This is a genomic window from Priestia sp. D51, assembly GCF_053345675.1.
Map to the genome: position 1 here is coordinate 576,075 of NZ_JBLTIR010000002.1, position 24,252 is coordinate 600,326.

A 24,252-nucleotide genomic window follows, 5' to 3' on the forward strand; every position below is an offset into this window, starting at 1 on the left:
CTGTTTCCTAACAAAAATGATAGCTTCTAAGCTTAGTAACTATTGCTTTACATAAACCATCACGTCCAAGAAAGCTAAAGGCGAGACGTGATGCTATTTTTTTCCACTAAAAAACCGCAGAAGAGAGTTCTCTTCCGCGGTTTAATGCACGACAAATAAGCCGTGATTGACACGAATTTTTTACTCCCAAAACGCTTACGGAGTTAGCTGTCGGATTCGGGTTATGGAAGTAACCCTACTCAGTTAAGAGATTCACCCCTAGTACATACGTACAAAATATTGGGTCCCCCGCTCATAATTGATTAAGCGTATCTTTGTTATTTAATTTTTAGACTTAATAATAGTTTTTACTGCTGCGTTTAAAACTTTGATTAACTAACGTAGACAAATAGCGGTTTGCTAGATCAAAAGATTGCTGATCGCACATGGCCCGATATTCAATCATTTGAATCATTTGCTTAGATAAATGCATCCTGACGCTCCTTTCACCTATATTTTGAAAGGAGCGTACTATCCGCTGTTATAGAAAACGACCACGATTACACCATCCTCTCTCTTAACGCTTACGAAGTTAGCTGACGGGTTCGGGTCAAGAAAGTAACCCTACTCAATTAAGAGATTCACCCCTGATAATTGGGTCCTCCGCTCTTTCCTTCTCTTTCAGAAAAGACTCAGCGTTTCACAGTGGAACGTTTCATGAGAGTAATCTTACTCCTGTTAAAATTTACTGTCAACAACATTTTTTGAAATTTTAAAAGCTTTATTTTTCTATGTTTATTCATTATTTTAAAATAATAGATTCAAAAAAAAACGAACCACTAATCAAATACCTTGATCAATGGTTCGTTTTTCACTTTGGCTAACATACGTCTGTTTCAGCCTCTTTTTTAGCTCATTTTCTCAATTTCATTTACAAGAATTGAAATAGCATCCGTTTTTGTTGCTTCACGCATTGTACGCTTCATCGTACTTGCCTGCTGCTGAAGCTCATTTACTTCACGCAAAAACAGTTCTTTTGTTAACTGCTCTTCTTCTACAACCATACAGTAGCCTTTTTTCTTAAAGGATTGTGCATTTAAAATTTGATCTCCGCGACTCTGTGCTTTTGATAAAGGAATAATCATCATCGGTTTATGAAGAGCTAAAAACTCAAATATGGCATTTGATCCGCCGCGTGTAATCACATAATCAGTTGCCGCTAGAACATCTGGAAGCTGTTCGTTTACGTATTCTAACTGACGGTATCCTGACTCTTTTTCAAGGCTTGTATCAATATTGCCTTTTCCGCAAAGGTGTACAATTTGGAATTTCTTTTGCAGTTCAGGCAAAGACTCTCGAACGATTTCATTAATACGGCGCGCTCCTAAACTTCCGCCCATAATCGTTAAAATGGGGCGCTTATCATAAAAGCGAAGCCAGCTTTCCCCGTTCGCTGCGCTTCCGCTAAATAGCTCTTTTCGAATAGGTGAACCAACAACCTGCACTTTTTCTTTTGGAAAGTAGTTTGCGGCTTCATCAAAAGAAGTGAAAATTTTAGTGGCAAATTTCTGCGCAATTTTATTTGCCAGTCCCGGTGTTAAATCACTTTCATGAATGAACACGGGAATGTTTAAAGATTTAGCAGCCATTACCACAGGAACTGTGACGAAACCGCCTTTTGAAAAAACAAGAGAAGGCTTTAACTTTTTCAGCACGCGACGTGCATCGCCAACCCCTTTTGCTACTCGAAATACATCTTTTACATTTTCCATATCTACGTATCGACGCAGCTTCCCGCTTGAAATCGCATGATATGGAACGTTTAATTTTGTAATTAATTCTTTCTCAATACCATTGTGAGAACCGACATAATGGATATCCCATTTTTCACTGTCTAATTCTTTCATGATGGCAATGTTTGGTGTTACGTGTCCAGCTGTTCCGCCTCCGGTAAAAACGATAACTTGCTTACTCATTTTTTCTTCCTCTCTTTACTTCACTTAATCGATCTGTTTTGACATCAATTTTTATCTGATCTTTTTAGCATGCAATCTGACATGTAAAACGATGGTTTTATTATAGCATTTTTCTTTTTACATATGTATGATAAGGCGTATAAAAGCATGCTATACTTTTCATAAGGAGTGATGATAATGAACAAATCTGTACCTGCAGTAAAAGGTGACACAGTGGATTCCGAAACGCGCTGTACGCACTATCATACGGATAAAGATATTATTGCAATAAAATTTTATTGCTGTCATACATATTATCCATGCTATCAATGTCATAACGCACATGCGGATCACGACATTAAAAGATGGCCAAAATCTATGTTTAATGAAAAAGCTATTCTTTGCGGAGTATGTAAACATGAGCTCTCAATTAATGAATACTTAACCTGTAACTCGACTTGCCCTCACTGTCGTTCTTCTTTTAATCCTGGATGCAGCCTGCATGGACACATTTATTTTGAACAAAAAAGCTGAACAAAACATCGTTCAGCTTTTAAAATAATTGCTCATCTATATTTATAATGGAAGGAAGCAGACCTGGGAACAGTTCCTCAAGTTCTTCTAAACGCAAGGAATAATAGTGCTGCGTACCTTCTATACGTAGTTTAATAATTCCAGCTTCGCGAAGTACTTTAATATGATGTGATAGCGTTGATTTTGATACATTTAATTTTTGATAATACGAACAGGTCTGCTCCTTTCTTGTCGCTAAACACTGTACAATTCGCAGCCGGTTAGGATCACTCAATGCATGTAAAATAGGCGTTAATTTAATTTCAGATTTCGGTGGTTGATAAGGTTTTCTCATGCTTAAAATATAACACAGCTTCTTTTGTGTATCAATGTTCGATAACTTTCGAACTAAATTCCTTGCACTGTTATTTAATCGGTGTTATAGTTTCATTGTTCGATGATATTCGAACTTATCTTCATTTTAATCGTAAATTGAATGAAAGATTAAAAACAAAACAAATAATATAAAGCACCATCATTATTAAAGGAGGAATCACCCATGATTCATTTACAAGCTTCAATGAAAGTTAACCCAGCAAAAAGAGAAGAATTTTTAGAAAACGTACAAGAACTAATTAAGCATTCTTTACAAGAAGAAGGAAACAGCAACTATCAACTATTTGAAGATGCTTTTACACCTAACACATTTATGATGATTGAAGAGTGGAAAAGCGAAGAAGCAATTCAAGCACACAATAAATCAGCTCATTTCCAAAGTTTTGTAGCATTTGCTCAAACTGGCGTACTTGTAGCACCTTTAGATGTAAAAACATTACAAGGCTAAAAATAACTTCTTTGAAAGGATGACGCATCATGAATGAAGCAATTCGTACAATTCAAGATCATCGTTCTATCCGTCAATATACAGACGAAGCAGTAAGCGACGAGCATTTAGATACAATTATTCAATCTGCTCAGTCAGCCGCTTCTTCTATTAACGGACAGCAAGTAACTATTATTAGCGTCCAAGATAAAGAAAAGAAGAAAAAGCTTTCAGAGCTTGCAGGCAACCAAGCGTGGATTGACCAAGCTCCTCTATTTTTAATCTTTTGTGCAGATTTTAATCGTGCTAAGATTGCAGCTGAGCTTAACGATGCGCCTCTTGGCGTAACCGATGGACTTGAGTCAATTTTAGTGGGGGCAACCGATGCTGGAATTTCTTTAGAAGCAGCAACAGTTGCAGCAGAGTCACTCGGTTTAGGTACAGTACCAATCGGCGGAATTCGCAGAAAGCCACTAGAAGTCATTGAGCTCCTAGATTTACCGGAATACGTATTCCCAGTAAGCGGTCTTGTCGTTGGACATCCGGCAGATCATTCTGCGAAAAAGCCTCGATTGCCACAAGCTGCTGTGCACCATCGTGAAAGCTATAATCATGACTTAAAGTCATTGATTCAAGACTATGATGCTGAAATGGCAGAGTATATGAAAAAGAGAACAAACGGTGCAGATGACCGGAACTGGTCACAAACTGTATCCGCTATTTACAAAACCATTTATTATCCAGAAGTTCGAGCGATGCTTGAAAAACAAGGATTTAAATTCGAATGATCAAAAGCTGCGATGTTCATCGCAGCTTTTTTTATCTACTTTAACAGCGTCTTGAATAGACTAAAAGTAATACTCGATAAATGAGGTGTTTGGATGGAGTTTATTTTAATTTGTAATTTTCTTTTAGGTGCAACGGCAGCGTTTTTATTGGTGCCGGCTTTTACAAAAAAGAACACCCTTCATGTGACTTTGCTGTCTCTCCTTTTCCTCCTTTCAATTGTTCCAACCTTTCTTCTCGCTAATCCACATATCGGCGTTTTACCTTGGGCTATTCGAGACGGTCTTCTATTGTTTTCCGCTTTCCTTTTCTTTTATCTAACCTTCACTTTAAGCAGATGGAAAACACTTTTGTTTTTTCTTCTCCTTTTACTGTCAATTGCTCCTCTTGCCTACGTCGTATATGATGACTTCACGCATACGTATATAGATGCCAATATCGGACTTGGCCTAGGCTTCTTATTGACCTGGCTCTTAACAACCTTGTACAATATTTTGGCTATTCTTCGATTTTTCCGTCAGAAATCTCAGTAAACACGTTAAAAGTTAACAAACATACGAATAGTTGATTTTATTTAGTATACGCTAACAACTGCACAGTCCTTCTCTTTACATAAAGCTGTGTATACTAAAAAAGGAGTGATACTTGATGAAACGACTATTCGTAATGGTAGCAGTGATTGCCTTCTTGGCACTTAGCCGCATGTTAGTATTTGCCGCTGAAACACCTCCTGCTGCAGATGAGCGACCAGCTCAAAATGCAGAAGTTCGTATCGTTCATGCTTCACCGGATGCTCCAGCTGTAGACATTTTTGTGGATGACAAAGCTTTAGTAGAAGGAGCAAAGTTTAAAGATGTCTCCAACTCCCTGCCTTTGTCAGCTGGTTCTCATAAAGTAGAAGTATACGAAGCGAAGACAAAAGGAACAAAAGATTCCATCATCGAAGCTACCCTTGTTGTAGACGGTGGAAAATCGTATACAGTAGCCGCTGTAAATAAAGCCGAAAATCTTGAACTGCAGGCTTTCACGAATAATAAGCAAGGGATGGATGGAAAAGCAAGCTTACGTGTTGCTCATTTATCTCCTGATGCTCCTGCGGTAAACGTAGGTCCTAAAGGGGCTGCTCCTTTATTTAAAAATCTGTCTTTTAAAAGCATTTCAGGTTATCAAGTAGTAAATCCGGGTTCGTATGATTTATCTGTTTCCACAGCAGACGGAAAAGAAATACTAAATCTTCCTGGAACAAATCTTCAAAGCGGTAAAAACTATACGGTTCTCGCAGTAAATACTGCTGATAAGCTTGAGACCATTGTTTTACAAGATAATTAATTAAAAAAACGTCATTTCAATTGAAATGACGTTTTTTTATAGACTGCGCTGAATGAATTCTTCTTTTTTGTACTCATAGGTAGAAATATCGTTCCACAATCGTTTTGAAAGCTCGTATTTCATACCTTCATATTTTTTTCTAGCACGTTCGCTCGAGCGTAACTGCTCCCTGAAGTTAATTCGTTCATTCCAGTAAGGTGATTCACTGACCGTTACGTACACATGACTTCTTCTAGCATCATGTGGAATGAGCTTACGGGCATTTTTAGCTGTCATAATTGGAGGGTAGTGTGAAGCTGGAACGCCTTCTTTTAATAAGACGAACATCTCCTTTTCCGCTACGTATACGTGAGATTTATTTTTTAATATAGCGCGCACTTCATTTATGTCTTCTTCGCGTTTGACGCCGATTAAAATATCAACGATTGGTGAACCTGCCAATCCTGGAACGGACGTGCTTCCAATATGTTCGATGTCTACTGAAAAATCTTTTAGTGTATTAAGTAACGCTTCTTTTTCCATTTGATACAAAAGCGACCACTTTGTTTCATACTGAACAATCTTTCGCATATCAGTTTCCACCCTTTCACTTTTTTATACTGTACCATGTTTTAAAATAAAAAGAAAGAATTTTCTAACTATTTACTTTTTGTTTATGCTATGAGCTTTTCCATCGATATACCCAGGCTTTATATTATTTTATATATTTTTGTTATTTTTATTCTGAATGTTTCATAATTGTGGATGTTTCCTCCTCCAAAAGATAGATACTCTTTTATTTGCTATCTCTCCTCTATCATATTCACATTCAGCTGCTTTATACTATTTTACATTTTTTCTAGTATAAAACATGTCCTCAAAACATCGGTGAACAAAGGGCTAAAGACCTTTAAATGCCCTTAATATCCCTACAGTTCACCTTTGATATAATTATATTTTACATTAATGTAAAATTTTATCGTTAAGGATGGCAGATAGTTCAAATTCATTATACAATTGAAATTCGACATATAGTATGATGGATAATATCGGCATTATGAGATAATAGTAGATTTAACTCAAAATTTTGGGCTATTTGCCGATATATGCTTTGTATACTAATTAACTTATGTTGAAATTTGTAATTTGCAAGGAGGAAAAAATGAATAAAAAACATGTCATGTACACAGCCGTTTCTTCTGTTCTTTTAAGCTCTTCATTGCTTTTGCATTCGATTGACGCAGATGCAGCTGAATCGGCCAAAGTAACTGCTACATCGTTAAATGTACGTGCAACGCCTAGTACAAGCGGCGCTATCGTTGGAAAAGTAACGAAGGGAAACACCGTTAATATAGTAGATGAAAGCAAGGGATGGGCTAAAATTACGTATAACGGTAAAGAAGCTTGGATTTCATCTCAATACATAAACAAAACACAAACAAACAGTACGTCTACGGCAAATTCGACATCCAAGTCAGCCGTTGTTAACGCCAGTTCATTAAATGTTCGCTCTTCTGCGAGCACAAGCGCGTCTATCGTGACGAACTTATCCCGAGGTTCGAAAGTAACGGTGGTAAAAGAAAGCGGATCTTGGTCACAGATTAAAACGGCAGCGGGTCAAACAGGCTGGGTAGCGAGTCAGTACCTACAAGCAGGCTCCGGTTCTTCTACACCGACTAGTAACTCGGGTTCTACAACATCCAAGTCAGCTGTTGTTAACGCTAGCTCATTAAATGTTCGCTCTTCTGCGAGCACAAGCGCATCGGTCGTGGCGAACTTACCGCGCAATTCAAAAGTAACGGTGGTAAAAGAAAGCGGATCCTGGTCACAGATTAAAACAGCATCAGGTCAAACAGGCTGGGTAGCAAGTCAGTATTTACAAGCTGATTCCGGACAGTCTTCACAAACAGCCCAGTCGATTCAAATTACAAAAGCTTCAAATTTACGCAGCCAGCCGAGCTTAAGCGCGGGCATTATCCGTGTAGCAAAAGCGGGCGAACGATTCAAAAAAGTAGGCGAAACGAATGACTGGGTGCAAATTCAGTACTCTGCAAGTCAAACAGCATGGGTGTCAAAAGGGTTAACAGCTGCGGCTGGTTCTACAACTTCAGCTAGTTTGCCTTCCCCATCTGCTGCTTTAAAAGATAAAATTATTGTAGTAGACGCTGGACACGGCGGATATGATCCTGGTACTTCAGGCAAGTCATCGATTGAGAAAAAACTAGCGTTAACAACCGCAAAACTTGTGGCAAGCCGCTTAGCTAATTCGGGAGCAAATGTATTTATGACGCGTTCAAACGATACCTTTATTTCACTGAGCGGACGTGTGAACGTTAGTGAAGCAAAGCATGCAGATGCGTTTATCAGCATTCACTATAACGCTTCTACTTCATCTTCTGCAAACGGCATTGCGTCATTTTATTACAGTGAATCCAAAGATAAAGAATTAGCAAAATATATTCAAGAAAGCATGGCTGAAAATGCGCCTTCTATGAAGGATATGGGGGTTCGTTTTGGAGATTATTATGTTACTCGAGAAAACAACCAGCGTGCTGTACTTCTTGAATTAGGCTTTTTATCAAATGCTCACGATGAGCAAATTGTTTCTTCTAATGCGTATCAGCAGCAAATATCTACAGGTATTTATCAAGGAATTGCTCGATACTTTGCAGCTAATAAATAATAAAAGCCCTCATTATGAGGGCTTTTATACTACCAGCTTGCTTTTTTAACACCTGGGATTTGTCCTTTGTAGGCCAATTCCCTAAAAGCAATGCGTGACATTTCAAATTTTCTAAGATAGCCTCGAGGGCGACCGGTAACGCGGCAGCGATTATTTAAGCGCGTTGGTGAAGAATCTCTAGGCAATTTTTTTAACGCTTCGTAATCTCCTTTTTCCTTCAACTCTTGGCGCAATTGCGCATATTTCGCTACTATCTCTTGGCGCTTTTGTTCTTTTACAACTTTTGATTTTTTAGCCAAACTCTTTGTCATCCTTTCGCTTTATCAATTTTTTATTTGAAATACGTAATCATTACGATTTAATTATTTTGAGAAGGTTACTTTTTAAATTTAATCATATTTTCTTTATTCTTTCAACTTATTTACTCCTGCGCTTACATGTAGCCTCCCCTTACCCCCGGATTGCTGTATAAACATAAATAAAATTGTATGTCAAATGTAATTAATTCCTTCATCTCCTATATCATACAAAGAGCCCTACATATTCCATTTTGTAGGAGGATTTGTATTTACAGATAATATTTCAATAATATTACAGTTCATTTACATATTAATAACTTCGACAAATTTAGCGGTTATCTAGTATATAATCATCTTAGAAATTCCAAAAATAATATTTTGTGTACTCAATAAAATATAAAAGTAAAGGTGATTAAAAAATGAAATCGACTGGTATTGTAAGAAAAGTAGATGATTTAGGTCGTATCGTAATTCCGAAAGAGTTAAGACGTGTTCTTGAAATAGATGTAAAAGATCCTGTTGAAATTTTTGTCGAAACAGATCGAATTATTTTAAAGAAATATGAGCCGAACGGTGCTTGTGCGATTACTGGCGAAGTATCTTCTGACAATGTAACAATCGCAGATGGCAAATTAACTTTAAGCCGCGAAGGTATGGAGTTATTACTTGAAGAGTTAAAACAACGTAATTTCTAATAAAAAGAAAAGCAGCTGCTCATATGCAGCTGTTTTTCTTTTTGATAAAGTTTTTTCTTCGCTTTCTGATTTTCAGATGATATACTCAGAAGCGAATACATAATAAAGGAGCCTTTTATCATGACAGTTGAACAAATTACTCATCACTTTTTAGCACATCGAAACGTAACTAATGAATTAATCAACAAAATTGAAGCAGGTCACTACGAATACAAGCCTGCCCCGACATCTATGTCCGCTTTTGACTTATCTACGCATATTTTAACATCCTTTTATGCATTTGCATCAGTGGTAAAATCCGGTGATTTATCTCCGCTTGGTCAAAAAGCTGATTTTAGCGGTAAGTCATTATCGGACCTTGCAGCTGAATATACGGAAAAAACAGTAGACGTATTACGCTCACTTAGCGAAGATGATTTAAACAAGACTATCGACGCAACTGCAGCGTTTGGAAGAAAGCTTGCCGGAAGACAGCTTTTACAAATGGCCATTGATCATGAAATTCATCATAAAGGAAATTTATACGTCTACGTACGTGAGATGGGTCATACAGACCTTCCTCTATTTGTTCAGTTCGGTTAATGGTTAGAAAATAGTTCGTGCTTGTAAGCGCCCAAGCTAGAAGTTTGGTGCGCTTTTTCTTTGGAGTTTTCGGCATAATAAGTAAGATATATGGTATAATTCTATCAATAACTTCATATCTACTATTCAAAGCTTGTTTCTTCTTATAAAACGATCGTTATCATCTTTTACAAAGGAGGAATCACTTCATGAGTCAAACTGTTAATCAACAAAAAATTGCTCAAGTGTATCATCTTCCGTTTGTTTCTTCATTTGGAGGAAGTGCTATGAACCTTCTTTCTCCTCAAGCTGGCGAACATATTTTAGATATTGGCTGTGGCACTGGCGAATTTATTTCGCAGCTCAATAAGCTTCATGTCCGTGCAACGGGCATCGATTGCTCTGAAAATATGATTGAACAGGCTCGTCATCAGTACCCGACTCTATCCTTTGAACAGTTAAACGCCCTTAACCTTCCTTATTACGAACAATTTGACGCAGTTTTTTCCAATGCAACTTTACACGACATCCGTCCCCCTCACCTTGTCATTAAAAATATTTACAATGCTTTAAAACCAAATGGCCGATTTGTAGCAGAATTTTGGGGAAAAGGAAACATGGACGAAATTTTCACAGAAATCATTCGTCAATTTAAAACGTTTGATATCCCTTATAACGATGTAGATTTCCCATGGTACTTCCCTTCTGTAGCTGAATATTCTTCTCTTTTGGAATCACAGAATTTTCAAGTCACCACGGCCATACACTACAGCCGGCCCCTCTTGTTAAAAGGGGAAAACGGCTTGCGTAATTGGCTCGAAACAAATGCAGCCCCTCTTTTTGCTCACGTGACGACAGAAACTAAAAATGTCCTCATTACGCGCTTAGAAAATCGAATGCAAGACAAACTATTTCAAAACGGATCTTGGCTAGCAGAAGCTAAACATATACGTGTACATGCTGTAAAACGAGATTAAAAAATGGACGTGATTCTATTCACGTCCATTTTCGTTAAAGTGCAGCCAATATCCTTTTCCCCGAATCACTTCGATTTCTAAATATGTTCCTATTTTTTTGCGAACCCGGTAAATCAGCGCATTCAGCTCTTCCGCTGCTACCAGAATTTCTCCATTTGACTCTACTCGTTCAGGCCAAACGCTTTTTTTTAATGCTTCTTTTGAAACAAATTGATTGTTATATTCTAGAAGGTAAGCTAAGCACGCGTATTCTTTATCTGACAGAATATACGTTTCCTCTTTTACTTTTACTTTCTGCAAAATTGAATCTAATGTGTAAAATGGCTTATTTATTTGTTTTAGCAAAGGTCCTAAATCGAGGGTTGCATCCATATCATCATTTCTAAATACTAAAGCTGCCTCCTCATTTGCTAAGGTAATGACATCCTGCTCTTTCAAGAAACGAGGGGTTCCAGGCTGTAACTCTTCTCCGTTTACTTTTGTCCCGTGTTTACTAAACAAGTCTGTAATGAAAAATGCATTGCTTTCGTACGTTACTTCAAAATGCTTGCGTGAAATGTAAGCACTTTGAAAGGCCAGATAAGGCTCCCATTCTTCACTGCTTCGTCCGATAATACAAGCTTTATCTTTTGGAATAGGCACGGAAGCTCCTTCATAAAAAGGAGCACCGTTCCGAATAATCAACATACCGTTCATTGTTTGCTCACACTCTTTTTTAAAATTTTCTGACTCTTATCATGTAATTATAACACTCACATTTATTGAGATTTCTTCCAACTTTGGATAACATCATAGTATAGTCAGTTATATGATAAAGGTTGTTGCCATGTAAGTAAACCTTTAGAGCAGTCCTTTTCTAACTGAAAAAATACGTATTCTTTGCCCTGCTGTAACGTGGATACAATTTTTTTGTAAAATAATTTGTTTTTTAGTAACTTTGACATATGTTCTCTCTTTTTAAAGCGGAGTAAAATAGGAAAATACGTGAAATATTTACATAATGGAGGAAGACCAATGGGACGTTTGCCAAAAGATAGAGAAATTCAAGCGATTAAACGACGCGTTGCACTGGTATTGTTAATTATTGGATCATTTATTTTAACAGGTGCTAGCTTTAGCGTTTATTGGTTTATGATGTTAAAAATATAAGATTTTTTTATAAAATAAAGAAAAAAGACATGGTTTTGTTCCCATGTCTTTTTTAGGTTTATTTTTTTCTAAGTTTATTCTTTCTCAGACACTCCCGCAGATTGAAACGTAGCCATATTAGCAATCATCAGCGAAGCCGAGTGCAGCAGCGGAAATGTAACAGCAGCTCCACTTCCTTCACCTAACCGAAGATTGAGGTTGAGAAGCGGTTTCTTGCCAAGGAGCTTCATTGCACACGCATGACCTTGTTCAACAGATTCGTGACTAGCAAACATATAGTCTCTTGCTTGTGTATTTATTTCTGTCGCCAGAAGAGCTGCGACTGTACAAATAAAACCATCTACTAAAATAGGAATACGGTGAGCAGCTGCCGCCAGCATAGCACCTGTCATCCCTGCAATTTCAAGCCCCCCTATTTTACTGATAATATCAATTGGATCCTGAGGGTTGATGTGCCTGTTTTGCAGCGCTTCTTCAATTACCTTCACTTTGTGGCGCAGTTGTTCGTCAGAAATCCCTGTGCCCATTCCTGCAAGCTTAGAGACTTTTTCTCCTGTCAATACAGCTAAAATAGCCGTGCTTGACGTAGTGTTTCCGATGCCCATTTCTCCCACAATCAAACATTTAATTCCTTGGGCAATAAGCTCTTCAGCTTCTTCATATCCGACTTGAACAGCCAATTCTGCCTCACTGCGCGTCATCGCGTCTTCTTTATAAAAACTTGCTGTGCCCAGCTTCACTTTGCGTTGTACAAGGTCCTTGTGGGAAAGGTCAGAAGCAATGCCGATGTCAATCAGTTTGAACTGGGCATCTATTTGCCCACTAAACACGTTAATAGCTGCTCCTCCATGCAAAAAATTCAGCGCCATTTGTGCCGTTACGTCTTGAGGGTAAGCTGAAACTCCTTCTTTTACAATTCCATGATCGCCTGCAAAAACGAGGACTCCTGGCGGCGTGACTGTCGGAAAAGCTTCTCCGGTCATGGCCGCTAATTCAACTGCTATTTCTTCGAGCCTTCCAAGGCTTCCTATCGGTTTGGTTAATGTATCAATATAGCGTGCCGCTTTTTCGCCAGCGCTTGTTTGAAGCGGTGGAATATAAACGTTTATCATATGTACAGCTCCTTTGTTTCAGCAAATGTCTACCGTTTAATTTAACAGGATTTTGTTTATTCTGGCTAGTCTTTTTTAAAGTAGATAATTGGATAGAGTTCCCAAGACTTAGTTATACTAGTAAGAGTTGCGTATAGGCAGTATGTTGAAAGGAAAGATTTTATGACAACGAAACAGCACAAAAAGGAAAAGGCAGGTCGGCTCATTTATCGCTACATTATGATGTTAATTGGAGCTTCCTTGGCTGCCGTTTCTATCGAATTATTTTTAGTCCCAAATTCCGTAATTGACGGCGGTATTATCGGTATTTCTCTAATTTTAGTTTACTTAACGAAATTGCCGTTCAGTCTACTTATCATCATCTTTAATCTCCCTTTTTTATATAGTGGATACAAACAAATTGGTCGTAGCTTCTGCTTTTCATCTATGTTTGCAGTTGTTGCTTTATCCATTGTAGAATCTCAATTGCACCATGTTCCAGCTGTAACATCTGAACCGCTTCTTGCTACCGTATTTGGCGGGCTCCTTTTAGGAGCAGGTGTAGGAACGGTCATTCGTCACGGTGGAGCGTTAGATGGAACTGAGATTTTAGGTATTTTATTAACAAAAAAAATCCCGTTTTCTGTGGGTGAATTTGTGATGTTTTTAAATATCTTCATTTTCGCTTGGGCAGGGTTCGTGCTAGGTTGGGAACAGGCCATGTACTCGATCCTTACGTACTATATTGCGTCTAAGACAATCGATGCGATCATTCAAGGGCTTGATGAAACAAAAGCAGCTTTTATTGTGTCAAATCACTATGAAGAGCTATCAGACGCTATTACGCATCGTCTAGGCCGCGGCGTGACGAAACTGTATGGTAAAGGCGGATTTGAAGGTACAGAAAAAGAAGTCATATACGTAGTTGTGACGCGTTTAGAAATTACCAAGCTTAAAACCATTATTTCTGAAATTGATCCACAGGCATTTACAACCATTATGGATACCCAAGAAGCGCAGGGCGGCAAATTCAAATCAGCCATTCACTAACTATACATAAGCGTGAATTTCTCTGAGCATGCTAATAGCTGACTACCCGTAAAGGAGATCACCACAATGAAAGAACAAATGTCCAACTTATTTAACCAATTAAAACAGTCGGTTTCGGATGTATCTGATAAGTTATATGACAAAGTACATACGCTGCAATCTTCACCAGGAGTGAGTGTTTTTGAACTGTATGAATGGATTAAAGAAAATCCAAGCGCAAGCGTACAAAAGCAAACGCTGCTCGGGATTTCGTACTCTTTCTATGCACTCCACGAAGACGGCGTTTTTTTCTATATGGAAACGAAATATGATTATTTACTTTACATGACTATTTATAGTCCAACACGTCATTATTTCACCTATCATTCTTACCGAGATTCTTTATCAACAGTGACTCCCTTGACGTTTCCTATTACTAAATAATAAAAAGCTCCTCAATCGAGGAGCTTTTTTTATATGGTTATCTTCCTTTTCGGACTTTAAAGATAAACAGCGCAAGTAAAAAACCGCTCGTCGCAGTTACTATTTTCCACGCGTTTAAGATTGGATTTTTTTTCAAGGTCCTGCTCCTTCCTTGCGGCTATACTAAAAATAGGATGGCCGCCTTTCAAACAGCTAGTCCAACTTCCCCCTACTATTCATACCATCATCTAACATATAGCCCACCGACATTTTCATCAATTTCACTTTTCATACTATAACATATTTTTGCCATTTAGTAGAAGTCTTAAAAGTAAAAGCTGTACTTCTCTTAAAAAAAACGGTATTGAACCCCTGCATTTTCTTTACCATTCATTTTTTGATAAAGGTTTTGAACAACTTTATTTTCACTGCTGCACTCAGCGGTCATTCCTGCAAACTCATACTTTTGAGAATAGGCAAGGCAAATCTTAAACAAACGTTCACCAATTTTATTTCCTCTGTTTAAAGGAGATACGTACAAATCTTTTAAGACGCCTGTTTCTTTAAAATAATGGGTGCTCCACGATACGTACACCGTCGCAAAACCTACTAGTTTCCCTTCCAATTCAGCAACAAACTGGATACCGTAGGAAGGATTATTCAATAGACGCTTAATATGTAAAGTTAAAGCTTTCCGGGAAGGGTCAGGCTGCTCGCAGAATTTCACTATATATTCTTGCATTAACGTAGCCAGTCGCTCTCGATCAGTTTCAACCGCCTGTCGAATGACAACCATTTAATCACTCCTTTTAGCTCAACGCTCTTAACATAATTCGATAGCTATACTTTTTTTCCTTTCGTTTTCGTGAAAAGCTCCCTACTTTTACACAAGGGGATATTTAAAGCAAACAACCTTATACGGCTTATGGTTGAGGAGAGAAAATACGCTGTTTTAAAAAAGGTTGCAAGCAGCAACCTTTTTTAGTTAGCAAGCGCATAATTTCGTAAGAATAAACCTACGCAGCCGCTGATTACAATCAGTCCTCCTGCCGTTAGAAACGCCGCCGTCACATTTAGCGAAGCAACAGCGCCAAGCAGCAGCACCGAAAGTCCAAACGTCACATATGAAACGCTCAGCGTAGCGGAAAGCACCTTAGGAAGCTTTTCTAAAGGAACGGCCGTTTGTGTAAGCGTGTAAGAACACGTAGCGCTTATTTGAAGGGCAATGCCAATAGTAAAACTAAGTAAAAGGGAAAGAAACGGCACAGATATCACTCCGAACAATAATGTAAAGAAACCTGAAAAAAGACTGCCTAGTATTACGATATGATAAAGACTTCTCTCTTGCTCAACTGAAATCTTCAGCAAAACGAAACCACCAAGAACCGTTCCAACAAAAAAACTGCTGTTAATATATCCCCACCAAGCTTCATTTTTATTTAATATTTCTTTCACAAACACGTAGACAATAGCTGATGCCCAAACGCCGGCAGCCATCCCTTCTAAAACCTCCATGACTAATAAAACCCGCAGGCGCGGATAATGCCAAATTAGCTTCCATCCCTCTTTTAACCCTTGTTTTTGCTTCGTTTTAGAAGAATGAACGTTCATGCGAATGGCCTGCATGAATACGAGTGACAAACTAAATAACGAAAATGACAGCCATAAAAGGCCGGTAGCATCCCAGCTAATAATCAGAAAGCTTCCAAGCGGATAGGCTGCAATTTGAATCGTTTGATCCGTGACATTAAACATACTGTTCCATTTTAACAGCTTCTCTTTATCTACTAAATGAGGAAGCATAGAGCTTTGAACCGGAGCTGCCCACCCATCGAAAAAAGCAATAAGCGCCACGCAGCACAGCATGCTGATAAGCGACATATGCCACAAGAAAAACATAGACAAAACACTGGTTTTTAACAGCTGAGACACCACAAGAATACGCTTAGCTCTGTAGCGATCTATAAGAAAAGGCACCGTAAAACTGCTCAAAAACTTAGCAGCCGTAATGGTAAACGGAATGCATGAAAGCAGCACAGGAGAACTATTTTGAGCGTAAAGAATGCTGATTAACGCAACAATATATAATACATCTGCTAAATTAGCTTGGCTTTGACCAAACCATAAAAAAAGTACGGAACGATTTTTCACGACAATCCCTCTTTCTTTTTAGTATGACTGAAAAGAAAGAGAATCCTACACGTAATCAACCCCTTTATATAGCGGCTTGCTTTTATCGACTTATTACAATCGTATGCTTTTTACAGAACACAACTTTTTTATATATTAAAAAATACAAACAGTTAAACAGTATCGTAAAAAATCAAGAAATTGTCGTGAAAACGAAGTTAGATTAACTATAGAATATCAGAGTTATAGAATCAATACTTTTTACATAATTTTCTTTTTTTGTCTTCTCCACTTCTAAATCACCTAAGCTTGCCATATACATAGATGGACGAGTACTCCTATTAAAATTTAACGTATAGGGTGAGGAATATTTTTTCGAGAGTGGTTTCGATTTGCTGTGGCAGCTTATTAATTGGACTAGGGCTAAACGGGTTTATTGCTCCGTATCACTTACTAGACGGTGGACTTATAGGATTTGGGCTTATCGTATATTATGTGTTTGGAACTCCTATCGGACTGTCCATTTTCTTTTTGAACGTACCTGTCTATTTATATGCTTTTTTTCGTCATCGCCAAAACTTTTTTTATGGAAGTATAGGTTTGTTTGTTTCTTTTTTTATGACAGAATGGCTGTCTATTCTCGAAGGCACGCTGGAGCTTCCTTTGCTCTTTAGCTCATTGCTTGGAGGCACACTCGTAGGAATGGGAATAGGACTGATGCTTCGCTACGGCATCAGTTCGGACGGTCTGGATTTAATCGCTATTATTGTATCGAAAAAATGGAAAATTAATATAGGAATAACCATTTTTATCTTAGACAGTACGATTATGATAGTGGGCTTACATATTATCGGATTTACAGCTTTTTGCTACTCCATGCTTGTTATTACGATGAGCAGCATAATGATTATGCTCTTCACTTCTCCGCGATGGCTGTCTTCATAAAAAAAAACGCTTGAAGTTTCAGCGTTTTTTTTATTTGTTTCCTACTATCATATTTATGTGATTGTGGAGAACCGTAATCGTTGAAGGTGTTGTCGTTTCTTTTTCTCCATCACAATCTACCGTTTTTTCAGGAGTGGTTTCAATATGGACTTCTTTTGTCCGAAAATGCATAAGGTTGCTTTCAGGGTCAAGCTGTTCCTCATCAGGAGTTGTTTGTAACCATGCCATAACCGGCTCGATTCCCATTTCTTTAATAACGAATACATCTAATAATCCGTCTTGAAATGAGCTGTTTCCTAGCATAGCGCGAGTTCCTCCTAAAAAAGGACCGTTCCCAATTAACACCATAACTGCTTCTCCTTCATAGGAAGCTTTTTCGCTCGTCATTTTTAATTGAAAAGGCTCTGCTTGATTTAACGTTCTACCTACGCTCATGTAGTAAGAGAGCTTACCAAATTTCTCTTTATTTTCTTCTAAAATATTTTCAGATACATCAGCTACGAGACCGATTCCCCAAAAGTTTAAAAAATAATCTTCGCCATGTTTTCCAACATCCACTGCTTCCGTCTGCTTTTCAATAATTTGCTCCACTGCTTTTAAAGGATTTTGATTCATTCCGATTGCACGCGAAAAGTCGTTGCACGTTCCTCCGGGTAAAATAGCAAATACAGGGCGTTGCTTCAGCGGAGCAAGAGCGTTGATCAACTCATAAATCGTCCCGTCTCCTCCTGCTCCAATAATGACATCCGCTTTGCCTTCCAATTTTCTTACCAGATCGGCACCATCTCCAGGTTGCTCTGTTTTATATAACGTAACCGTCTCAAATGCAGTGTTTAACCGATCACATATAAAGTCAATTTCATTTACTAATTTTTTGTTTCCTGCGTTTGGATTCAAAATCACTGCTGCCTTCATCTTTCTCTCTCCTCTATTCATATCTTCCGTTTCACCTTTTTTCCCTTTCTTTTGAAAAAGCAAACCTTTTGAAATATGAACGTTTTATGAAACCATTCCAATAGTGCTTTTTTTACTTTCAAAACCTGCTATAATAATTTTCGGACTTGTATTAACAAAAGATGGTTATTGAGAGGAGCTTTCTATACGTGTCAATAAAATGCATGACGCAGCTATTTGCAAGTTGTTTTGTTTTTTTACTTTCCTCAGTCGCTACTTGGTATAACGGCTCTTCGATGCTTGAAGGACCTTTATCAGCTAGTTTGACCGGAGGGCTAACAAAGTCCTCGGCGGTTCATCACTATTCTCACATCGATTATTTGTTATATACAATTAAATTCCACCCTCAGTTTCCAATTATGATGATGGTGAGCGGGATTTATTTGATTGTATTACTATCTATTATTGGCTTCAAAAAGCGGTATGGATTAATTAGCTCCTGCTGTTTATGTATCACAGCTCTTTTATGCTACAGCAGCTATAAACTTTCACATACCCCTACCGAAGGTGAACACGCCATGATTACCTCTAGCTTAGCTGCAGCAAGTTTATGCCTAGCAGTCGGATTATTCTATTTATTAAAGCGATTTTATTCTCAAAAAGAATATATTTAACCATATGAAAAAAACGTCGGATCTACCGACGTTTTTTATGTGAAATCCGTTTTATTATTGATTTTGCTCAACTGGCGTATAACCAATATAAGCAGACTGAGGTCGGTAAATACGATTATTTTCTGACTGTTCTACGACATGAGCTGTCCAACCAACCACACGGCTTGCTGTGAAGGTCGGAGTGAATAGTTCAGACGGAAGCTCAACCGCTTTCATAACCGCTGCAGCGAAATATTCTACGTTGGTATAAATGCCTCTTCCCGGCTTGTATTCATTTAGTAATTCAATTGTTTTATCTTCAATTTTAACAATTAAATCAAATAGCCCGTTGTCTCCTGAAATTTGTTTCGATACTTCTTTTAATGCTTCTGCTCTCGGGTCATGTGTACGATAAACGCGATGACCAAATCCCATGATTTTCTCTTTATTATCTAATTTTTTACGAACCCAAGGCTCAATATTCTCTTCACTTCCAATTTCATCAAACATGTTAATAACACCAGAAGGAGCTCCTCCGTGAAGCGGACCTTTCATCGCGCCGATTGCTCCGCAAATAGCTGAAACCATGTCAGATTCGGTAGATGAAATAACGCGTGATGAGAAGGTTGAGGCGTTCATTCCATGCTCAATTGTCAAAACAAAATATGCGTTCAGCGCAGTAACCAAACTTTGATCTGGAATTTCCCCGTTAATCATGTATAAATAGTTTGCTACATGATCCAAATGCTCGTTAGGCTCTACTACTTCTAAATCATTCATTTTACGATACCAATAGGCAATAATAGTAGGTGTGACTGCTGTAATGGCAAGCGCCTGCTCTTTTGTCGGAGGCCAGCTGTATGAAGGGTCTCCTAAAGCTGAGATACACGTGCGAAGCGCGCTCATCACTTCTGTATCTTTTGGCAAACAGTCCATTAACGCAACAATATTAGCCGGAAGCGTACGATGAGTCACCATTTTTTGTTTAAATGCTTTTAACTCATCATGATTTGGCAGCGTGCCGTTCCAAATTAAATAAGAAACTTCTTCAAAAGAATAATTGATCGCCAAATCTTTTGCCCAATATCCGCGATAAATCAGCTGACCTTTCTCTCCATCAACATGCCCTACTTTTGTTTCAGCTGCAACGATTCCTTCTAGTCCTTTAACATATGTCATCTCAACCACTCCCCCAATTATTTTTAACAAACCGGCCCTTTTTTTTATGTACGGCTCGTTTGCAGAATGAATAGACTCACCTTAGTGGTGCACTATACCATTTTATTCCTCTTTCTTAATTGTCAGAACAGTATACAAAATGAACATTTCAACACGTGTTATTTCTGCGCTCGCGGCTTTGTTTTACGGGAGAAAAAAATATTTTTTTAGGATTTTCTTCGAGGGTACTTTTTTGTTAACGCTTACAAATATGCGGGTTTCTAACGTATTTAGAGGAATTTGATGTGCTATTTTTGGATGAATCACTATTCACTTCCTTATGTAAGAGTTTACATTTATTTGAATCATAAGTAAAATAGATAAATAGAATAAATAGTATGAAAACTAAGAATACTAGTGAGGAGAATTTATGGATATTCGAGAACTGCAACATTTCATGGAAGTAGTTAATCAAAAAAGTTTCACGAAAGCAGCAGCTGCAATTCACTTGTCTCAGCCAGCATTAAGTAAAATTGTAAAAAAACTAGAAGAAGAACTCGGCGTAGACCTTTTTGATCGCTCTACTCGAAAGCTGACATTAACCGATGCAGGACAGATTGTATATGGGCAAAGCCAAAAGCTGGTATCCACTCTTCACGAGCTGCATGCTCTGTTAGATGATTTACGAAATCTCCCTACAGGAGATATTAAAGTAGGGATTCCTCCTTTAGTAGGGACTGTTGTTTTTCCAATGATCGCAAAAAACTTTACATCAAAACATCCTCAGGTGAAATTGGAGCTTGTGGAGCTTGGCGCAAAGCGAATTGTCGAACTTGTAGAAAACGAACAAGTAGACCTTGGTATTATCGTATTGCCTATTCAAAACCCTCTTTTTCACGTCTATCCGTTTATTGAAGAAGAGTTTAATTTATACATTCATCATGAGCATCCGCTGGCAGCCAAATCAATCGTTGCTTTGAGCGAGCTTAGAGAAGAGCCGTTTGTCCTGTTCAGCAAAGATTTCTCTCTTCATGATCGCATTATTCATGAGTGCATTCAAGCGGGTTTTCATCCAAAAATAGCGTACGAAAGTTCTCAATGGGATTTGATTATTGAACTAGTCGCTTCTGAATTAGGTATTGCCATTTTACCAAAGTCCGTGTTTCCAAAAATCAATAATCCTTTTATTAAAAGTATTCCAATTGCCGCACCTACTCCAATGTGGGAGCTCGGCATCATTTTGAAAAAAGATCGCTATATGTCATATGCTACACGAGAACTTTTATCCTTCCTAGTAGACCAAGACATCATTTTGCCGTCTCATACGATGTCAGCAAACTCTTAACAAAAAAGCCTCTTCTTTCATTAGGAAGAGGCTTTTAGTCATCTTTTATATCTTTCTTCAATCTTTTTTGTCTTGCGATCAACTAAAAACAAGTTAGCGAATGGAGACTTGTTTTACAGCTGCTTTTTGAATAGCACACCTTTTTTAAAATATACTCCCAAAGCTTCACGATTGGCCATAAATACTCCTATTAAAATAAGAAGACCTCCGCCAATAATAGAAGGCGTGATAGCTTCATTTAAGACTACATAGCCGATTAACACGGCGATTAAAGGAGATACATACAACCAAGTAGATGGAAAAACCGGATTTGTTTGGGCGATTAGCCAATAATATAAGCCGTGTCCAGCAATTGAACCAACAAAAATTAAATATACAATAGACCATACTGCGTTTCGAGGCATAATAGTCGAAACATGAATCTGCTCTGTACATAAAGATAGCACGAGTAGAAATATTCCCCCGTAAAACATTTGAAGACCGTTAATTAAAAACGACACAGGGCTTCAACGTCTTAACGTCATTCTTTCAGCTGAAATATAAAAAGATTCTTTAATAGATGTTTAATTATAAGAAGAGAAGTGTATACAGAAAGAGGAGAAGAAAGTTATTCTTTCTTCTCCTCCACCCTTTTAACTCACATTTTTATTCACAGCAATAATTTCACTCAGGTTATTCATATAAATAATTTGTTCACCAAACGTTCTATTTTTCAAAGCAGCCGTATGGTGCGGTTTCATGCCAATAATATAGCATGTGATCCCCATAAGATAGAAGGACTGCATAAAGCCTGCAAAAGCTTGAATTCCTTCGGTTGTTAATATATCTAGGCCCCCAAAGTCAAATAGAAGTGTGGTGTAATTTCCTTCATGTGCAAAGTTTTGCAAAATGGACGTATTTTCAGCTACAAGAGCTGTGTCTAAGTCTCCAAAAAGAGGTATAAGCCCTACTTTAGAGGATAATTTAATAAAAGAAGCGGACAATTGCTTAATTTTTTGTAATGATTTTTCGAGACGTTCTTTTTGTTCAAGCAGTTCAAAATCTGTATCTGCTAATCGTTTCCGATGGTCTTGAACAAGATTTGTTAGCTCTTGTATACGTTCATCTTGGCGAATACAAACTAAATGACCTATATCACTATCCCATTGAATTAAGCATTCAAACAGTGAATACGGCGAATCATTGGTTTGCATCACAAGCTCTACTTTCTGAATAGCCTGGCCTCGGCTTTGGACAAGCGTTTGCTCATCATGGGGTTCGTCTACAGACAATTCTCGAGAATCTTTTTGGCGCAAGCTTAAAAACTTTCTCGCCTTTTCTTGACTAAATACATCTACAAGATCTAAAAAATTAGCTGAAGGCTTAAATAAATGACCTGATTGTTGCGACCATTCCAAAATATTAAATTCAGTATCCACTAGAAAGTAAGGAATTGGAACATATTCAAGCATCGACATTAACTTCCACTCCTTTGTGATAACTGATTAACCAGTTATTTAGTTGGTAAAGATCCGGAATTAGGCGTGTATGCTCAGAACAGTAAGAACGGAAATCAATTTGAGAAACTAAGCGCCCTCCTACCATTACTGTTGGTCTTGGTTCTAATTTGTCCAAAGTTTTGGTATATTCAGCAAGCCTCTCAATATGATAAGGAATGCTGACAGATAATCCTACCATGTGCGGCTTCCATTCTATAGCCATTTTCTCAGCGTATTCCAGAGGTAGATTGGCCCCTAAAAAGCGAGTATTCCAACCATGTTCCTCAAACAATAAAGCCACCATCTTTAAACCAATGAAGTGCTGTTCTTGTTCCAAGCATAGAAGCAGTGCCCTTGGAGCGGTGTCTGAAGCGTGTCCCTGAATTTTTTTATAAAAGCGATAGCGAGTTAGCACATAATCACACGTCGTAGTTGCAACATGCTCATCAGCTACAGAAATGATATTTTCTTCCCACATATCTCCAGTTACTCGCATTGCGGTTGTAATTAAATTTTCATAAATATCTAGGCTGTTCTTTCCCTGTTGGATTTCTTCCAGCACAACTTCCCAAGCGCTGTCTTGATCACCAGCTAATAAATAGCCTACAAATTTTTGTACTTGAGATTTCATTGTTTCACCTCAGTAAACGTCAAGCTTTTAAGAAACTTGAATAAAAGCTTCTCGTCTCTCTTTTTCAAGATCGCCTAAAATGTATACCACTTTTAGACTAACACATGTTGCCAATAGCAACAACCTAAAAATAGAATAATAACTTTTTATTTTACTACACTCAGTAAAGTATGACTAGTATTTCTCTAAATATTCTCCTTTCCCTTTTATTTATGAAAAATACCTCGGCATTTTTTACCGAGGTGTTTTTCCAGTTTTCATTATTTCGGCTCACAGAATGTAAGTTCGTTTCTTTCTCTTTTAAGCATCGCTACTTATTTTCCACTTTTAATAGACTTTCAAACATATGTATTTATGACTCTTCTGCTCCCACTATAATACTGATAAGATAGAGCGCTGTCATAACTGAGCCGATTGTATTGCATATCAAATGAATATATTGGCTGGTCGCCATAAACAAGTATACGCTTAGCGACAGCAGCACCGTTCCGAACAAAAAAGACCATTTAAAGAATGACAGTGGTCGCTTGAACTTTATACGCAAACAAAAAATGAGAATAAAGCCTACTAGCGCCATCACAAAGAAACTAACGTTAAATAAATTGATAGTTATCACATTTGTTCACACTCCCTTTGCCCCCCAAAACTATTATAACATATTTTTCCTTATCTTCATTCTTTCTCTAGAAGCAAACGCGTCGAAAATTGTTTTTTAAACGTGTTTATGTCACAATATTTTTATAAAAA

General features: G+C 37.8%; 29 protein-coding genes, 1 pseudogene and 2 riboswitches. Of the genes and pseudogenes, 15 read left to right on the top strand and 15 right to left on the bottom strand.

The window, feature by feature from the left end:
* Positions 1–178 precede the first annotated feature (178 nt).
* Positions 179–319: riboswitch (cyclic di-AMP (ydaO/yuaA leader) on the bottom strand.
* A 15-nt stretch (positions 320–334) separates the two neighbouring features.
* Positions 335–472 (bottom strand): hypothetical protein, encoded by a 138-nt coding sequence (locus tag ACNHOZ_RS09540; protein ID WP_155404449.1) that lies wholly within the window; start codon positions 470–472, stop codon positions 335–337.
* Positions 473–544: 72 nt separating this feature from the next.
* Positions 545–687, bottom strand: a riboswitch (cyclic di-AMP (ydaO/yuaA leader).
* 200 nt (positions 688–887) lie between these two features.
* Positions 888–1,955: an undecaprenyldiphospho-muramoylpentapeptide beta-N-acetylglucosaminyltransferase gene (locus tag ACNHOZ_RS09545; RefSeq protein ID WP_029714620.1), complete on the bottom strand. Its 1,068-nt coding sequence runs from the start codon at positions 1,953–1,955 to the stop codon at positions 888–890.
* A gap of 177 nt (positions 1,956–2,132) precedes the next feature.
* Between ACNHOZ_RS09545 and ACNHOZ_RS09550 the strand changes: the two genes are divergently transcribed.
* On the top strand, positions 2,133–2,468 hold the full coding sequence (locus ACNHOZ_RS09550) for a CHY zinc finger protein (protein ID WP_034270168.1): 336 nt from the start codon (positions 2,133–2,135) through the stop codon (positions 2,466–2,468).
* A gap of 19 nt (positions 2,469–2,487) precedes the next feature.
* Here ACNHOZ_RS09550 and ACNHOZ_RS09555 read toward each other — a convergent pair whose 3' ends face one another.
* Positions 2,488–2,802: an ArsR/SmtB family transcription factor gene (locus tag ACNHOZ_RS09555; protein WP_013083811.1), complete on the bottom strand. Its 315-nt coding sequence runs from the start codon at positions 2,800–2,802 to the stop codon at positions 2,488–2,490.
* A 204-nt stretch (positions 2,803–3,006) separates the two neighbouring features.
* Here ACNHOZ_RS09555 and ACNHOZ_RS09560 point away from each other — a divergent pair, with 204 nt between their 5' ends.
* The 4 genes from ACNHOZ_RS09560 to ACNHOZ_RS09575 all read left to right on the top strand — a co-directional run bounded on the left by ACNHOZ_RS09560 (position 3,007) and on the right by ACNHOZ_RS09575 (position 5,385).
* On the top strand, positions 3,007–3,291 hold the full coding sequence (locus ACNHOZ_RS09560) for a putative quinol monooxygenase (protein WP_013057729.1): 285 nt from the start codon (positions 3,007–3,009) through the stop codon (positions 3,289–3,291).
* A gap of 29 nt (positions 3,292–3,320) precedes the next feature.
* Positions 3,321–4,058: an oxygen-insensitive NADPH nitroreductase gene (nfsA, locus tag ACNHOZ_RS09565; RefSeq protein WP_016764733.1), complete on the top strand. Its 738-nt coding sequence runs from the start codon at positions 3,321–3,323 to the stop codon at positions 4,056–4,058.
* A gap of 93 nt (positions 4,059–4,151) precedes the next feature.
* The gene (locus tag ACNHOZ_RS09570; RefSeq protein WP_033580605.1) at positions 4,152–4,589 is read left to right on the top strand and encodes a hypothetical protein; all 438 of its coding nucleotides are present in this window, start codon (positions 4,152–4,154) and stop codon (positions 4,587–4,589) included.
* 115 nt (positions 4,590–4,704) lie between these two features.
* Entirely contained in the window at positions 4,705–5,385 is a 681-nt protein-coding gene (locus ACNHOZ_RS09575) for a DUF4397 domain-containing protein (protein ID WP_048018986.1), read from the top strand.
* Between the two features lie 36 nt (positions 5,386–5,421).
* Here the strand turns inward: ACNHOZ_RS09575 and ACNHOZ_RS09580 are convergent, their stop codons facing one another.
* Positions 5,422–5,955, bottom strand: a complete 534-nt coding sequence (locus ACNHOZ_RS09580; protein WP_048018985.1) for a GrpB family protein — start codon at positions 5,953–5,955, stop codon at positions 5,422–5,424.
* A gap of 571 nt (positions 5,956–6,526) precedes the next feature.
* On the opposite strand from ACNHOZ_RS09580, the gene ACNHOZ_RS09585 reads away from it, so the two are divergent.
* On the top strand, positions 6,527–8,047 hold the full coding sequence (locus ACNHOZ_RS09585) for an SH3 domain-containing protein (RefSeq protein ID WP_048018984.1): 1,521 nt from the start codon (positions 6,527–6,529) through the stop codon (positions 8,045–8,047).
* Between the two features lie 29 nt (positions 8,048–8,076).
* Here ACNHOZ_RS09585 and rpsN read toward each other — a convergent pair whose 3' ends face one another.
* Positions 8,077–8,346, bottom strand: a complete 270-nt coding sequence (rpsN, locus tag ACNHOZ_RS09590; RefSeq protein ID WP_028414364.1) for a 30S ribosomal protein S14 — start codon at positions 8,344–8,346, stop codon at positions 8,077–8,079.
* 419 nt (positions 8,347–8,765) lie between these two features.
* Here rpsN and ACNHOZ_RS09595 point away from each other — a divergent pair, with 419 nt between their 5' ends.
* The 3 genes from ACNHOZ_RS09595 to ACNHOZ_RS09605 all read left to right on the top strand — a co-directional run bounded on the left by ACNHOZ_RS09595 (position 8,766) and on the right by ACNHOZ_RS09605 (position 10,579).
* Complete coding sequence (locus ACNHOZ_RS09595; protein ID WP_013057736.1) at positions 8,766–9,041, top strand: AbrB/MazE/SpoVT family DNA-binding domain-containing protein; 276 nt, start codon at positions 8,766–8,768, stop codon at positions 9,039–9,041.
* Positions 9,042–9,161: 120 nt separating this feature from the next.
* A complete protein-coding gene (locus tag ACNHOZ_RS09600) occupies positions 9,162–9,623 on the top strand; it encodes a DinB family protein (RefSeq protein WP_048018983.1) in 462 nt (153 codons plus the stop codon).
* Between the two features lie 188 nt (positions 9,624–9,811).
* Positions 9,812–10,579, top strand: coding sequence for a class I SAM-dependent methyltransferase (locus ACNHOZ_RS09605; protein ID WP_028414366.1), 768 nt, complete (start codon positions 9,812–9,814; stop codon positions 10,577–10,579).
* Positions 10,580–10,594: 15 nt separating this feature from the next.
* On the opposite strand, the gene ACNHOZ_RS09610 is transcribed toward ACNHOZ_RS09605, so the two are convergent.
* Complete coding sequence (locus ACNHOZ_RS09610) at positions 10,595–11,275, bottom strand: FHA domain-containing protein (protein WP_048018982.1); 681 nt, start codon at positions 11,273–11,275, stop codon at positions 10,595–10,597.
* A gap of 318 nt (positions 11,276–11,593) precedes the next feature.
* Here ACNHOZ_RS09610 and ACNHOZ_RS09615 point away from each other — a divergent pair, with 318 nt between their 5' ends.
* Positions 11,594–11,728: a hypothetical protein gene (locus ACNHOZ_RS09615; RefSeq protein ID WP_255219782.1), complete on the top strand. Its 135-nt coding sequence runs from the start codon at positions 11,594–11,596 to the stop codon at positions 11,726–11,728.
* Positions 11,729–11,802: 74 nt separating this feature from the next.
* On the opposite strand, the gene cobT is transcribed toward ACNHOZ_RS09615, so the two are convergent.
* On the bottom strand, positions 11,803–12,840 hold the full coding sequence (gene cobT, locus ACNHOZ_RS09620; protein ID WP_048018981.1) for a nicotinate-nucleotide--dimethylbenzimidazole phosphoribosyltransferase: 1,038 nt from the start codon (positions 12,838–12,840) through the stop codon (positions 11,803–11,805).
* A 162-nt stretch (positions 12,841–13,002) separates the two neighbouring features.
* On the opposite strand from cobT, the gene ACNHOZ_RS09625 reads away from it, so the two are divergent.
* Both ACNHOZ_RS09625 and ACNHOZ_RS09630 read left to right on the top strand, forming a co-directional pair.
* On the top strand, positions 13,003–13,869 hold the full coding sequence (locus tag ACNHOZ_RS09625; RefSeq protein WP_033580599.1) for a YitT family protein: 867 nt from the start codon (positions 13,003–13,005) through the stop codon (positions 13,867–13,869).
* Between the two features lie 66 nt (positions 13,870–13,935).
* A complete protein-coding gene (locus ACNHOZ_RS09630; RefSeq protein WP_033580598.1) occupies positions 13,936–14,292 on the top strand; it encodes a hypothetical protein in 357 nt (118 codons plus the stop codon).
* Between the two features lie 328 nt (positions 14,293–14,620).
* On the opposite strand, the gene ACNHOZ_RS09635 is transcribed toward ACNHOZ_RS09630, so the two are convergent.
* Entirely contained in the window at positions 14,621–15,067 is a 447-nt protein-coding gene (locus tag ACNHOZ_RS09635) for a GNAT family N-acetyltransferase (RefSeq protein WP_048018980.1), read from the bottom strand.
* A gap of 185 nt (positions 15,068–15,252) precedes the next feature.
* Positions 15,253–16,422 carry an MFS transporter gene (locus tag ACNHOZ_RS09640; protein ID WP_033580596.1) on the bottom strand — a complete coding sequence of 390 codons (1,170 nt, stop codon included), beginning with the start codon at positions 16,420–16,422 and terminating at the stop codon, positions 15,253–15,255.
* Positions 16,423–16,782: 360 nt separating this feature from the next.
* Between ACNHOZ_RS09640 and ACNHOZ_RS09645 the strand changes: the two genes are divergently transcribed.
* Positions 16,783–17,346: a YitT family protein gene (locus tag ACNHOZ_RS09645; RefSeq protein ID WP_047750539.1), complete on the top strand. Its 564-nt coding sequence runs from the start codon at positions 16,783–16,785 to the stop codon at positions 17,344–17,346.
* Between the two features lie 30 nt (positions 17,347–17,376).
* Here ACNHOZ_RS09645 and ACNHOZ_RS09650 read toward each other — a convergent pair whose 3' ends face one another.
* Positions 17,377–18,261: a diacylglycerol/lipid kinase family protein gene (locus ACNHOZ_RS09650; RefSeq protein ID WP_048018979.1), complete on the bottom strand. Its 885-nt coding sequence runs from the start codon at positions 18,259–18,261 to the stop codon at positions 17,377–17,379.
* A gap of 188 nt (positions 18,262–18,449) precedes the next feature.
* On the opposite strand from ACNHOZ_RS09650, the gene ACNHOZ_RS09655 reads away from it, so the two are divergent.
* Complete coding sequence (locus tag ACNHOZ_RS09655; RefSeq protein WP_223260182.1) at positions 18,450–18,914, top strand: DUF4306 domain-containing protein; 465 nt, start codon at positions 18,450–18,452, stop codon at positions 18,912–18,914.
* 54 nt (positions 18,915–18,968) lie between these two features.
* Here ACNHOZ_RS09655 and ACNHOZ_RS09660 read toward each other — a convergent pair whose 3' ends face one another.
* Positions 18,969–20,072, bottom strand: coding sequence for a citrate synthase/methylcitrate synthase (locus ACNHOZ_RS09660; RefSeq protein ID WP_255901469.1), 1,104 nt, complete (start codon positions 20,070–20,072; stop codon positions 18,969–18,971).
* A 409-nt stretch (positions 20,073–20,481) separates the two neighbouring features.
* Between ACNHOZ_RS09660 and ACNHOZ_RS09665 the strand changes: the two genes are divergently transcribed.
* A complete protein-coding gene (locus ACNHOZ_RS09665; RefSeq protein WP_013083830.1) occupies positions 20,482–21,396 on the top strand; it encodes a LysR family transcriptional regulator in 915 nt (304 codons plus the stop codon).
* Positions 21,397–21,509: 113 nt separating this feature from the next.
* Here ACNHOZ_RS09665 and ACNHOZ_RS09670 read toward each other — a convergent pair.
* The 4 genes and pseudogenes from ACNHOZ_RS09670 to ACNHOZ_RS09685 form a co-directional block, all read right to left on the bottom strand.
* Positions 21,510–21,890, bottom strand: a pseudogene (locus ACNHOZ_RS09670) (EamA family transporter); the annotation flags it as partial.
* A gap of 138 nt (positions 21,891–22,028) precedes the next feature.
* Entirely contained in the window at positions 22,029–22,853 is an 825-nt protein-coding gene (locus tag ACNHOZ_RS09675; RefSeq protein WP_029714452.1) for an STAS domain-containing protein, read from the bottom strand.
* Complete coding sequence (locus tag ACNHOZ_RS09680; RefSeq protein ID WP_048018977.1) at positions 22,840–23,505, bottom strand: cobalamin B12-binding domain-containing protein; 666 nt, start codon at positions 23,503–23,505, stop codon at positions 22,840–22,842. The genes ACNHOZ_RS09675 and ACNHOZ_RS09680 overlap by 14 nt, the downstream gene beginning before the upstream one ends.
* 352 nt (positions 23,506–23,857) lie before the next feature.
* A complete protein-coding gene (locus tag ACNHOZ_RS09685; protein ID WP_080754501.1) occupies positions 23,858–24,121 on the bottom strand; it encodes a hypothetical protein in 264 nt (87 codons plus the stop codon).
* Positions 24,122–24,252 lie beyond the last annotated feature (131 nt).

Excerpts from the sequence above, each read along its gene's own strand:
- ACNHOZ_RS09540 (WP_155404449.1), bottom strand. The coding sequence starts at position 472 with ATGCATTTATCTAAGCAAATGATTCAAATGATTGAATATCGGGCCATG.
- ACNHOZ_RS09545 (WP_029714620.1), bottom strand. The coding sequence starts at position 1,955 with ATGAGTAAGCAAGTTATCGTTTTTACCGGAGGCGGAACAGCTGGACAC.
- ACNHOZ_RS09550 (WP_034270168.1), top strand. The coding sequence starts at position 2,133 with ATGAACAAATCTGTACCTGCAGTAAAAGGTGACACAGTGGATTCCGAA.
- ACNHOZ_RS09555 (WP_013083811.1), bottom strand. The coding sequence starts at position 2,802 with ATGAGAAAACCTTATCAACCACCGAAATCTGAAATTAAATTAACGCCT.
- ACNHOZ_RS09560 (WP_013057729.1), top strand. The coding sequence starts at position 3,007 with ATGATTCATTTACAAGCTTCAATGAAAGTTAACCCAGCAAAAAGAGAA.
- nfsA (WP_016764733.1), top strand. The coding sequence starts at position 3,321 with ATGAATGAAGCAATTCGTACAATTCAAGATCATCGTTCTATCCGTCAA.
- ACNHOZ_RS09570 (WP_033580605.1), top strand. The coding sequence starts at position 4,152 with ATGGAGTTTATTTTAATTTGTAATTTTCTTTTAGGTGCAACGGCAGCG.
- ACNHOZ_RS09575 (WP_048018986.1), top strand. The coding sequence starts at position 4,705 with ATGAAACGACTATTCGTAATGGTAGCAGTGATTGCCTTCTTGGCACTT.
- ACNHOZ_RS09580 (WP_048018985.1), bottom strand. The coding sequence starts at position 5,955 with ATGCGAAAGATTGTTCAGTATGAAACAAAGTGGTCGCTTTTGTATCAA.
- ACNHOZ_RS09585 (WP_048018984.1), top strand. The coding sequence starts at position 6,527 with ATGAATAAAAAACATGTCATGTACACAGCCGTTTCTTCTGTTCTTTTA.
- ACNHOZ_RS09595 (WP_013057736.1), top strand. The coding sequence starts at position 8,766 with ATGAAATCGACTGGTATTGTAAGAAAAGTAGATGATTTAGGTCGTATC.
- ACNHOZ_RS09600 (WP_048018983.1), top strand. The coding sequence starts at position 9,162 with ATGACAGTTGAACAAATTACTCATCACTTTTTAGCACATCGAAACGTA.
- ACNHOZ_RS09605 (WP_028414366.1), top strand. The coding sequence starts at position 9,812 with ATGAGTCAAACTGTTAATCAACAAAAAATTGCTCAAGTGTATCATCTT.
- ACNHOZ_RS09610 (WP_048018982.1), bottom strand. The coding sequence starts at position 11,275 with ATGAACGGTATGTTGATTATTCGGAACGGTGCTCCTTTTTATGAAGGA.
- ACNHOZ_RS09615 (WP_255219782.1), top strand. The coding sequence starts at position 11,594 with ATGGGACGTTTGCCAAAAGATAGAGAAATTCAAGCGATTAAACGACGC.
- cobT (WP_048018981.1), bottom strand. The coding sequence starts at position 12,840 with ATGATAAACGTTTATATTCCACCGCTTCAAACAAGCGCTGGCGAAAAA.
- ACNHOZ_RS09625 (WP_033580599.1), top strand. The coding sequence starts at position 13,003 with ATGACAACGAAACAGCACAAAAAGGAAAAGGCAGGTCGGCTCATTTAT.
- ACNHOZ_RS09630 (WP_033580598.1), top strand. The coding sequence starts at position 13,936 with ATGAAAGAACAAATGTCCAACTTATTTAACCAATTAAAACAGTCGGTT.
- ACNHOZ_RS09635 (WP_048018980.1), bottom strand. The coding sequence starts at position 15,067 with ATGGTTGTCATTCGACAGGCGGTTGAAACTGATCGAGAGCGACTGGCT.
- ACNHOZ_RS09650 (WP_048018979.1), bottom strand. The coding sequence starts at position 18,261 with ATGAAGGCAGCAGTGATTTTGAATCCAAACGCAGGAAACAAAAAATTA.
- ACNHOZ_RS09660 (WP_255901469.1), bottom strand. The coding sequence starts at position 20,072 with ATGACATATGTTAAAGGACTAGAAGGAATCGTTGCAGCTGAAACAAAA.
- ACNHOZ_RS09665 (WP_013083830.1), top strand. The coding sequence starts at position 20,482 with ATGGATATTCGAGAACTGCAACATTTCATGGAAGTAGTTAATCAAAAA.
- ACNHOZ_RS09675 (WP_029714452.1), bottom strand. The coding sequence starts at position 22,853 with ATGTCGATGCTTGAATATGTTCCAATTCCTTACTTTCTAGTGGATACT.
- ACNHOZ_RS09680 (WP_048018977.1), bottom strand. The coding sequence starts at position 23,505 with ATGAAATCTCAAGTACAAAAATTTGTAGGCTATTTATTAGCTGGTGAT.